Annotated in this window: 13 protein-coding genes; 5 read left to right on the top strand and 8 right to left on the bottom strand. The window is 65.2% G+C overall.

Features of this window, described 5'->3' with window-relative positions; genetic code table 11:
• From ACYVKX_RS16505 to ACYVKX_RS16495, 3 genes are all read left to right on the top strand, one after another.
• The coding region (locus ACYVKX_RS16505; RefSeq protein WP_460834626.1) for a hypothetical protein at nt 1–488 on the top strand (488 nt) is incomplete at its 5' end.
• Nucleotides 489–818: 330 nt separating this feature from the next.
• Nucleotides 819–1,367: a sigma-70 family RNA polymerase sigma factor gene (locus ACYVKX_RS16500; RefSeq protein WP_460834624.1), complete on the top strand. Its 549-nt coding sequence runs from the start codon at nt 819–821 to the stop codon at nt 1,365–1,367.
• Nucleotides 1,348–2,010, top strand: coding sequence for a hypothetical protein (locus ACYVKX_RS16495; RefSeq protein WP_460834621.1), 663 nt, complete (start codon nt 1,348–1,350; stop codon nt 2,008–2,010). Before ACYVKX_RS16500 ends, ACYVKX_RS16495 begins: the two co-directional genes overlap by 20 nt.
• Before the next feature lie 86 nt (nt 2,011–2,096).
• On the opposite strand, the gene ACYVKX_RS16490 is transcribed toward ACYVKX_RS16495, so the two are convergent.
• From ACYVKX_RS16490 to ACYVKX_RS16460, 7 genes are all read right to left on the bottom strand, one after another.
• Entirely contained in the window at nt 2,097–2,609 is a 513-nt protein-coding gene (locus ACYVKX_RS16490) for an ArdC family protein (RefSeq protein WP_460834618.1), read from the bottom strand.
• Between the two features lie 209 nt (nt 2,610–2,818).
• Nucleotides 2,819–3,094, bottom strand: a complete 276-nt coding sequence (locus tag ACYVKX_RS16485) for a helix-turn-helix transcriptional regulator (RefSeq protein WP_460834616.1) — start codon at nt 3,092–3,094, stop codon at nt 2,819–2,821.
• Nucleotides 3,022–3,756 (bottom strand): AraC family ligand binding domain-containing protein, encoded by a 735-nt coding sequence (locus tag ACYVKX_RS16480; RefSeq protein WP_460834613.1) that lies wholly within the window; start codon nt 3,754–3,756, stop codon nt 3,022–3,024. The genes ACYVKX_RS16485 and ACYVKX_RS16480 overlap by 73 nt, the downstream gene beginning before the upstream one ends.
• Nucleotides 3,757–3,841: 85 nt before the next feature.
• The gene (locus ACYVKX_RS16475) at nt 3,842–4,825 is read right to left on the bottom strand and encodes an MFS transporter (RefSeq protein ID WP_460834611.1); all 984 of its coding nucleotides are present in this window, start codon (nt 4,823–4,825) and stop codon (nt 3,842–3,844) included.
• A gap of 167 nt (nt 4,826–4,992) precedes the next feature.
• Nucleotides 4,993–5,859, bottom strand: a complete 867-nt coding sequence (locus tag ACYVKX_RS16470) for a nucleotidyl transferase AbiEii/AbiGii toxin family protein (RefSeq protein ID WP_460834609.1) — start codon at nt 5,857–5,859, stop codon at nt 4,993–4,995.
• Nucleotides 5,856–6,422, bottom strand: a complete 567-nt coding sequence (locus ACYVKX_RS16465) for a type IV toxin-antitoxin system AbiEi family antitoxin domain-containing protein (protein WP_460834607.1) — start codon at nt 6,420–6,422, stop codon at nt 5,856–5,858. The genes ACYVKX_RS16470 and ACYVKX_RS16465 overlap by 4 nt, the downstream gene beginning before the upstream one ends.
• Before the next feature lie 86 nt (nt 6,423–6,508).
• Nucleotides 6,509–6,769, bottom strand: coding sequence for a hypothetical protein (locus tag ACYVKX_RS16460; RefSeq protein ID WP_460834604.1), 261 nt, complete (start codon nt 6,767–6,769; stop codon nt 6,509–6,511).
• Nucleotides 6,770–6,868: 99 nt separating this feature from the next.
• Here ACYVKX_RS16460 and ACYVKX_RS16455 point away from each other — a divergent pair, with 99 nt between their 5' ends.
• Both ACYVKX_RS16455 and ACYVKX_RS16450 read left to right on the top strand, forming a co-directional pair.
• Nucleotides 6,869–7,987 (top strand): ImmA/IrrE family metallo-endopeptidase, encoded by a 1,119-nt coding sequence (locus ACYVKX_RS16455; protein WP_460834602.1) that lies wholly within the window; start codon nt 6,869–6,871, stop codon nt 7,985–7,987.
• A gap of 9 nt (nt 7,988–7,996) precedes the next feature.
• The gene (locus ACYVKX_RS16450) at nt 7,997–8,509 is read left to right on the top strand and encodes a DUF4411 family protein (RefSeq protein WP_460834600.1); all 513 of its coding nucleotides are present in this window, start codon (nt 7,997–7,999) and stop codon (nt 8,507–8,509) included.
• 854 nt (nt 8,510–9,363) lie between these two features.
• On the opposite strand, the gene ACYVKX_RS16445 is transcribed toward ACYVKX_RS16450, so the two are convergent.
• Nucleotides 9,364–10,050 (bottom strand): 3'-5' exonuclease, encoded by a 687-nt coding sequence (locus ACYVKX_RS16445; RefSeq protein WP_460834598.1) that lies wholly within the window; start codon nt 10,048–10,050, stop codon nt 9,364–9,366.
• Between the last annotated feature and the right edge of the window lie 119 nt (nt 10,051–10,169).

The raw sequence follows: 10,169 nt of genomic DNA, 5'->3' as shown, positions 1-10,169 counted from the left end.
TGCTCGGGAGGTGCGCCCGCTTCACGTCACCCCACCGAGAGCCATCCACAGGTTCTGATCATTCCTCCTTCTCGTTCTGGAACGGGACTCGCAAGTACGACAACAACTGCTACAACTACGCGGCGAACTACGCCAGCAACACATTCGCGCAGCCTGGACGACAGGGTGGCCAGATCTTCACCGCGCTGACCGTCTCGGCCATCAAGAACGCGATGGAGCGCGATGGGTGGGTCCTCTCGTGCGACACGAGCAATCTGCGGGTCGCCTTGGTTATCTGGCCCGACAACGACTACCACTTCTATCGCAAGAACCTCAACGATGCTGGTGCCAATCGTTGGTGTCACAAGCCCGGACACACAGCTGCAAGGAACACGGACAACTCCGGGAACTACATCACCAACCCAGAGACCTGCGACAGAGGGCCGTACACGACCTGGGGCGGCGGCCATGTCTTCAGTAATGGCGTCCGCTCTCGCGTCGTGCGCTAGCCGACGCCAACAACCAGCCAGGATTCAGGTGGATGATGTCTGAAATCAGTCGCAGATCAATGCTCGCCGGCATCGCAGGCATGGGTGCTCTCACGGTTGTACTCGGCTCCGTTAGCACTGCGAGTGCCGAGCCAAGTCAGAGTGCGACGACAGAGGAGTGGCTGCTGGGCACGCAAGGCGCCTTGTCCGCGCTCGGCGACTCAGCACCGGCTATCCAAGACGAGATCGTCACCTCAGCGTCCTGACAGCCCATCGCCCGCGGCGGTTCTCGAAAACTCTCCGCCAAACTTGCCACAACATCGGACCCAGCGGCGTCTACCAGATGTGAGCATGACTTCCTCGGAGCCTGTCAGCGACCTCGTCGCCGAACTTGCCACTACCCACGGGCAAGACCTCGTCACGCTGGCGTACCTGCTCTCCGGCGACGGCAACGAAGCAGAAGACATCGTCCAAGCGGTCCTCACACGACTTCTCGGATCTTCCTCGATCACCCAAGCTCAGAACCCATACGCGTACGCAAGACGCGCCGTGACGAATGAGTTCCTAGACCGGCGACGACGGCTACAACGACGCGCCAAGGCACTGGTCAAACTCCGAAGCGAGCCTACGACATCCAGCCCGATCGATACGCCAATCGCGGAACGAGATGCCCTGCTGCGTGCGTTCGCAGCGCTCAAGAAACGAGAGCGCGCCTGCATCGTCCTCCGCTACTACGGCGATTGGGACGACGCCTCGATCGCCGCGGCCATCGGCACTGCCCCCGCCACCGTGCGCAGTCTGGTGTCCCGTGCACTACCGCGTCTCCGCGCCGCCCTTGAGCAACCGCAGGCCATCTCTGCGCCAGATCTCAGCACGGAAGGTGACCATGACCGCCAATGATGACCAACTGATCACTCGCAGCCTCCACAGGCTGGCGATGCACGCGCCGCGCTATCACGACTTCTCCCAAAGCACGCCTAACCCCAGCAGACACAGGCATCTGGCACCCCTCCTGGCCAGTGCATGCGTCGTCGCCATCACGGTCGCCATTGGTATTCTCATGTCGCGGGGCGGCTCAAGCGACACCCCAGTTGCCACGTCGCCGACATCGTCATCCAGCACACCGAGCGACTCGCCATCCGGCGCACCGACGGAGGCCCCAATGAAACTCGCGGCAGCAGCATCCTGGGGCAAGCAACAGGCCCCCGACTGTGCAGCATGGAAGCCGGTCGACAACGACTCCGTCGTTCAGCTCGGCCAGCTGGATGAAACCTGCATCACGAAGGCGCCACGATCGTCAACGACAGTCCTCATGGCCCCCTACACAGACGAAGCGCCCTATGGCGACCAGTGGACTGAGGTGACAACGCCGTGGCGAGAGATCGACGGGCACCAGCTCAACCGACTGGCCTCTGGTCCGCTGATGGAGATGAATTCACGTGTCGTCGACGCCCTCGTGTGCTCCTCCTGCAACCAGGTCATTGTGGTGCTCGGGCCCGATCCCTCGACCGTGCGTGAGCTCATCGAGAGCGTTACCGCGTAGGCCTTGAGCGAGAGCGGACGAGGACCCCGGAAGACGCATCTGCTTGCGTACCCCACATGGTTGTCGAGACGCGTCAGGCTGCTGCCTCAAGCAGCCCAGCCGCGCGATACTGGAGTACACACGCTCACCGGGCACACCGAAACTCGGGATAAGATGTCCCACACGTAGGCCGGGCGCGCGCCGACGAGACGGGAGCGCACGACCTCGCCCGGCTTCGGCTTCTCGAACCGTCCCAGCCGCCGCCACGACAACGCATCCTGCGGAGTCGTCGTCGCGAACCGGCCCCTGACCGGCGCGAAGATCATGTAGCCCGGCTGCCCCTTCGCGACCTGCCGGCCCAACGACTGCCATTGCTTGTACCCAGCCACGTACGACGGCACCGCCTCCGGCACCCGGCCCTGCTCGAACGCCGCCATGTGCTGCGACCAGATCAACAGCGTGTTGTTGAACGACCTCGCCCTGAACCGCGCCGCGAACTCCAACGCGCGGCGCCAGTCATCCCCGGACACCAGCGCCTCGACCGCGCCGGTCAGCCGCTCATGCAACGCGTCGAGCTTCGCGTCCCGCGCGGCCCTGGCCTCCTCGGCTGTCGTCCCCATCGCGGACCTCCTCCCGGCGGGCCACCCACACAGAGCGGGTGATCCTTGCGACCATGAGGTGCGCCGGGAGGATCAGGAGGACGAGACGGACGACGGAACGGGTGGTGCGACCGCCAAGTGCAACGATGAACCCGACGTGTCCCCTCCGGTTTACCGGCTCCCGTGCGCGTGAAGGGCGAGACCGCCGCAACTGCGCGAAATCGTCCGGGTCAACGCGGGAATCCTCCGGCTTCATCTGCGGCAGGGACCCGCCTGCTCAGCGTTCGGTACTGACGGGGAGTGAAGCCGATGCTGCGCCGGAACAGGCGACCCGCGTAGTCGGGGTCGGCCCAGCCGACTGCGCGGGCCACGGCGGCGATCGGCTCGTTCGTCGTGCGGAGAAGGTGTGCCATCCTCTCAGCACGAAGCATGGTCAAGTACGCGATCGGAGTCTTCCCGAAGGCCTCGGTGAACACCCGGCCGACTTGCGACGAGGACAGATGCACGGTTTCTGCGAGTCGGTCCAGGGTCCACCGTTCGTGCAACGAAGCGCGCAGTACCTCGGCGGCTTGGCGTGCTTCGTCGCGTATGGGCGCGAACGGCCGGTGTCGCGGCGTGGTCGGTCGCACTGTCGAACGCCCCGCGGCCCCGCGGTGTCGGTGATGGCCAGGTGCGGGGCGAGGACATCGAATACCGCGAACAGCAAGGACTGCGCCCGGTAGTACCGCTCCGGCGGAGGCCCGTCGATACTCAGCGCGACCAGCTCATCGAGCCACGGCATCAACAGCCCAGCACGATCCTGTCCGAGCCGGAGCACGTGAGCTGGATCAGCGAAGTGAGTGTCTATGAACCGCTGAGCGTCGAAGCGGTCGGTGAACTCTGCCGCGTACTGCCAGAACACCTGATCGACCAAGAAGTCACGGTCGAGATAGAGCGTTGTCGCCGTGATCCAGCCCTCGGGCTCCATCCCGTGGAGCGTGCAGGGGGCTAGCAGGATCACGTCACCGACGTGGAGGTGCCGGTGCCCGAACCCGCCAAACAAGATCGCGGCACCTGAACGGATGACTGTGACCTCCGCGTAGTCGAACGCCCGCGGTCCTGTGGGCGTATGGGCTGTGCTGGTGCGGGCGACGACAGCCGAGAACCCCCGACCGTTGGCTCCCCGCATTCGACTCACCCGATGGTCTGTCGCTATGCCGGTTGCGGCTCGCCTGTTCGGGCTGCGACGAGCGCCCTTACCCACCAGGACATGCTCATGTGCGTTCCGCGGGCGGCGTTCGGCGCCGGGGACGCAGAAGGATGCTGGTCGTCGTGGCGGCGATCAGACAGAACGCGGCCAAGGCGAGCAGGACAATGTGCCACGTCTGCGTGAGCTGGGTGGAGAGGAACCCCACATCGGCGGTATCGGGAATGTTCCCGGTGGCGACCTTCCCGGCAAGGCGGGCGGAGCCGATCTTGCCGGTGAGGATGGCGACGAGTGCGGACCCGAATACTGCGAGGGCGAGAGAGTTGGCGGTGCCGCGGACGGTGTTGAGCATTCCAGCGGCCATGCCGACCTGGTTCTCGGTGACCTCGTTCATGGCCTGGGCGTCGATGATGCCCGAAGCCAGTCCGACGCCTGCGCCGGTCAGGATGAGCGGCCCGGCGAGTCCGAGCGGGGTCACGTCCGGGTGCAGGGTCGTCAGCCACCCATTGCCGCCAGCGATGGCGAGTAGGGCGAGCGTGATGAGCAGGGGCGGTGGTGTGCCGTGGTTGATGAGGCGGCTGCCCGCCAGGGGCATGAGCATCATCGGCAGGGTGGGCAGGATCATCACGAGCCCGGTCTGCGCTGCGGTGAACCCAGCGGGGTCTTGGAGATAGCTGGGCAGGAAGGCGAGGATGCCCGCGAAGCCGACCGACATGGTGGCCGCAGCCAGCAGCCATCCCATGAACCGACGCTGGCGGAGCAGCGAGAGGTCCAAGACAGGGCTGGCCGCGCGGCGCTCGATGAGCACGAACCCGATGAACATCACGAGTGTCACCGCGAACAAGCCGAGAACCTGCGGCGAGGCCCAGCCGCTCGCCGCGCCTTGGGTGACGGCGAGCATCAGTGCGGCGAGACCGGCAATGAACACGGCAGCTCCGGCGACGTCGATGCGGGGCCTGGTTTCGGCACGGGTCTCGTGCAGAAGCCGGGTTCCGGCGAGCAGGACCAACCCGGCCAGGGCGAACACGCCGAAGCCGACCCGCCAGCCCACCGGTTCGCCTCCCGTTGCGCTGGGATCGACAATCCTTCTGGCTCAGAACCGCGGCGGGCCTGATCAAGGGTGGAGACACGGACATAGGACACAGCCCGAAGGGGTGACAACGGAGTCTCTGTGGTCGTAGCAGTCATGCCCCCAACGCTTCGGGGCGCGGACGCGCGCTATGTGCGAGGCGCCGGAGTGTCATCGCGGCTGAACACGGGATCCAGGTAGGAGGCCACGAGCGCCATCTGCTGGTCGAGGTCTGCTTCGCAGACCGCTTCCAGCCGTTCCTTGCGACGCCAGGCTGCCCACTTGGCCTGACCGATCTGCCCGTAGCCGACCACGTTCGGTGCGATGGGTTCGAGGGTGACGCCGCGGTAGCGCGCCACGGCGTGTGCGGAGCGGAGCAGCTCGTCGGTGTCGATGCCTTGCCGGGCGAGTTGGACGATGTCGACGTAGTCGCGCCACCGGGTGCTGGTGACGCCCCGCTCCAGGATGGTCACTCCCTTCTCGGCGATCGTGGTCTCGGGCGCGTAGCCGAGCAGCACAATTGGTTCGCCCAAGACGCGTTCGATGCGCACTCGACGGGGTGCGGGCACGATCGGATCTCCGGTGGCGACGTCCCATGCAGCGGTGCCCTTCCACGGCCCGATCGACACGCCGACTCGAACCCGGAACCCGGGGTAGTCGGCGCGCTCACGGATGTCCTGCACGCTGATCGAGTCGAGATCGAACACCACCCCGTCATCGGTCTCGACGGCGGCGATGTCGTGAACCACTGCGATGAGGTGATCGGTTGTGACGTCCGCTCCGACGGCGTTCGCGTCGGTGTCTTTCGTCGGGCGCCGCACGCCGTATGCGGCCAGCAGGATCCCGCCCTTGAGTACGAAGTCCTCGGCATGGGCGGTGCGAGTGAGCCGATCCAGGAACGACTCCAGTGTGTGCCGGATCAGATACTCCTGCGTTGGCGCACCCGTCCCGATATTCGCGGCTGCCGAGCGTGCCGCGGACTGGATGCGGCGGAACACCCCATCGCCCACGCTCACGCCAGCGCCTCCAACGCCTGCAGGGCCGGGGACTTCGCCCGAGGGAGACGAGAGGCGATCTCCATCAGCCGAGCAGGCTTCCCGCCGCGGCGCAGCCACTCCTTCAACGACTCCCGCGCAAGCTCGTACCCGACCTCGCCACGCAACCGGAACGCGTCGGCGATCGAGCGCTCGGGCGAGTAGATCCCGATGGTCTGATCCGTGCCCGGAATCGAGATCTCCTCACGGCCGATGTCAAACGTGGCCCGGTCGAACTGATGCCAAGCGATAGCGCCATCGCTCGCCGGTGTGCGCGACCCGCGCGGGATCGCGACATCCAACGCCGCGGGGATCGCATCAGTGAGCTCATGGTGAGCGAGCGCCGACGCCAAGCAGATCGTCGCATCCGGCCGCCGGGTCGCAGTCTCGATCCAGTCCCAGTCCGCCGCCGGAGCATCCGCGGGCAGGTAGATCCCCCGCGCGATCCGCTCCAGCCGCCCTTCGCGCGCCGCACGGTACAGCCCACTGCGCGACAGGCCAGCCCGCTCAGCCGTGCCTGGTCTCAATGTCGACATTGCTGCCATCACCCTATCCGGACGAAACGTATACACGTAAGAATAGCTGATGACGAATCATGCCAACTGAGATGTGGCTGCGTGCACCGCTGGAGTCAGCGCCGGAAGATCTCGACCACTTTGGCTTCGTAGGCGTCTCGCACCTGGCGGCTGGCTTGTTCGTAGCTGGGGACGGCTTCGGTCTTGAGCAGGACGTGGCGTCCGAGGCGGATCTCGCCGTGCCAGCGGTCGGGGTCGACGTCGTCACAGATCACGACGGCCTGGAAGCGCAACTGCTGTAGCGGCTCGGCAAACTCTGCGCCCGGCTCGATGCGCCTGCCGTTGAGGGTTCGTTCGATGTGCATGCCGAAACTCATAGCGTGATTCTTCACCGGTAGCACCGACATCCGTAGTGACACGCGTTCGAGTTGTCGCAGCGACGGTGCTCTGTCGTCCCGTCACCATACGCTCGACTCATGCCCAGGGTCCGTGTCAGCTCCGATCGGTTCGCCAGCTTGCTGACGAACCGGAACATGACGCCGGCAGATGTTGCGGAACGTGCCAAGACCGATGTCCGCCCGGACGAACTGGCCGCCACTGATCTGGATGTTGAGCTGGCGGACGTGTTGGCGCTGGCGAAGCTGTTCAAGCGGCCATGGTCGTACCTACTCATCGACGAGCCTGAGCACTTCCCCAGCGCCGGCAGCGACAACCGAACCTTCGACAACCAGAAGACTGGCTTGTCGCCCGATCTGCTCGCGGAGTTGCAGGCAGCCGACTTCATGTTGGAGACCGCCGCCGAGCTGTTCCCGGACTCCGCGTACCGGGTGCCTCCGGTCGCGGCCGGTGGACAGCCTCCGGCAGGCGAGTTGGCCTCAGCCACCCGGGACTTCCTCGGCGTCAGCGTCGATGACCAGCTGGCGGTAAAGGACGAGTTCGCGGCACTGCGGATGTGGGTGGCCGCGATCCATGCCACCGGTGCTTACGTGGCGCAGCGGCGGCTGCGCGACGACACGATCCGAGCATTCAGCAAAGTGGTCGGCAGGCAGGCCGTCATCGTGGTCGACACCGGTGATACGGCCTACGCGCGGATCTTCTCGGCGCTGCATGAGTACTGCCACCTCACGCTGCGGTCGGCAGGCGTCTGCGATCTTGACGACCACAGCGCCGTAGAGCGCTACTGCAACGCTGTCGCGGCCGGGGTGCTGCTGCCCGGCGAGCTGCTCGACCAGGTCGTCACGAAGCGAGACTTCGCCGGGACCCCTGAAGCGGCCGACGATGCGCTCAAGTCCTTCAGTCGTCAGCTGCACGTCAGCCAGGCGGTCCTCCTGATCCGACTCCGTGACCACGGCACCATCGCGCAGGACGTCTACGAGGCGATGGAGCTTCGTCGGGCGTCTCGTCGTAGTGGCGGCAAGCGACCGGGCGGCCAGTACTACGCCCCAGCGATCAACAAGGTCGGTCGGCTCTACGCACACCGGGTGGTCGATGCGCTGACCGAAGGAGTTATCGACCGTCAGGACGCCAGCGCCCTCCTGGGTGTCGGTGAGCATCTGATGCCGACTTACCTCGGTGAACTGGCCAAGGGTGACTGAGGGCCTGGTATGACCGAGGACGGTCTGTTCGAGGACCCAGCGAAGTACGCGATCGACACCAACGTGATCGTGAGCTTCCTTGGCGACTCCGACAGCGAGCACTACCCGATGGATGTGTTCAGACCGCAGTGGCAGTTCCTGGAGAAGGCGATGCAGGACGGGCGGGTCGTCGCCCCTGCCGTCGTGGCCGTCGAACTCGAGAAGTGGACCAAGAACGTCCCCGCAATCAAGGCATGGCTGCACGACCATCGCTACCTATTCCACGACATCGCGAGCGACGCGGAACTGGCTGCCGCCAAGGCGATCGTGAACGCCTTCCCGGCCTACGCCAGCAGCATCAACTACGCTGGCGACCTCGAAGTGATGGCGTTCGCGCGAGCCCGGCGCCTCGCCGTGATCTCACTGGAGTTGAAGGCAACGCAGCACAGTGCCAGGAAGCCGAAGATCCCGAACGTGTGCGAGCAGTTCGGGATCGAGTGGGTGAGCCTGGCGGGGTTCCTGCGTGTCGAGGGTTTCGCGTAGGTGCGAACGAAGCCAGGGTGGGTTGTAGGGGAGGGAACCCCGCCTACTTCGGCTGGTCGGGCCGCATGATTCTGCCGAGACCCTTCGACTCCGCGAACTCGAAAAGAACACGTGAGCGGTGTATGCGAACTCGATAAGCCAGGCGTAGGCCAGCAACTTCTCCTCGTCCCGTTTGAAGCGCGGGGCGGTCTGAAACGTGAAGTGGTCGCCTTCGCCCATCCGCATCGCGGCGAAATGACTTATCGCACTTGGGTGCGCGTACTTACTGAGTTGGTCATAGACGCGGCGGAACTGTCCGAACCGCCCGCTGCTGTCGGCGTAGCTTGTCATTCGACCGACGGGATCACCGTGCCCGTCTGGGTCGTTCCACAGCCGCTCAGCCTTGTCCGGGTGATCAGTGAGGTACAGCGCGGCGGCGCACTGCTCGATGTAGGCGCGGAGCAGCGTGAAGGCTGCATGCGGATTGTCGGAGTCGATTGCACTGAGAGCGGCCTCGTGAAGCGACTGAGCGCGGGCGACCATCCCGGCGACGATCAGGTGATCCATGGTGAAATCACCCTCACGGATCACGGATGTGGCGACGGTAAGCAGATACTCGCGTGCCTGCTCCGCGTTCTCGTGCCCTGTCGCCTCGTCCCTGACGCCGTACTTGGCCAGCAGGTCCGTCTCGCTCGTCTCCTCCGACTCCACGTACTACAGATTACGGCCGTCTCCGAGTACGTGGCGTCGTCGCCACCCTCGATCGCAGCCCTGGAAGCGCTCGAGGGTTGCGTCCACGGTAGCCGCGGAGCGGAGGAGCGTGGATCAGTCGAGGCGCAAAGGAGCAAGACTGAGCAGCCAGCTGCCGGCGCGGTTCAGCTCCTGGCGGCCTCGGACGTCTCCGAACCTCCGAGGTGTTCCTCCACTTGCTCCAGTGTCGCAAAGTCGCACTGCAACGTTTTCCACCATCTGCTTTGCGTGGCTGCGTATGGACCGTACCGGCCGTCGTTCATTCGTACTCTTGAGACGACGAGACCGTGGCGCGCGCGAGACAGCATGACGAGCAGGACGCGCTGTTCTTCAGCGAGTGCCTGACCCTGGCTGTTCCTTTTTCCCGGTAGGTGTCCTTCCTCCAGGCCGATGACGAACACCCAGTCGAACTGTTGCCCCTTGCCGGTGTGGGCATTGAGGAGATGAACGCCGGGGCCGACCGCCTGCTTGGGGTCGGCGACGCGAATCGACCTCAGCGCCCCTCGGGCCGTGCTGGCCTGAGTCTGGCCGAGGGCGACGAAAGCGTCATCTACCTGTTCCAGGGTGTCCACGTCGGAGGGGTCCACCGCGTCGAGCACGGCGTCGTGAGCAGCTTCAAGTGTCGCGCCACGAGACAAGGAAGCGACGGTCTCGCGGATCAAGGCGACCACACGAGGATCTTCCAAGGCCAGGTCCCATCGGCGAACGGTGAAGTCGCTTTCCCCGGCGAACACATCGTCTATGTCCTGACGACGCCATCCGGCTCGACTGATGACACCAACAGAGGCAGTTGAGTCGAGCGTGAGAATCATTGACGAGAGCGCCGAGACTGTGCGCGCTTCATCTGCCCCACTCCTGCGCGGATGTCAAGGGCCAGCAGGAACTGCCCAGTGGCGGACATGAAACCTGCCCGCTGACGGTCACGAGATCT

This window comes from Nocardioides hungaricus (genome assembly GCF_054782915.1).
Note: the sequence above shows the minus strand (reverse complement) of the source record. Positions and strands in the feature narration are given on the sequence as shown.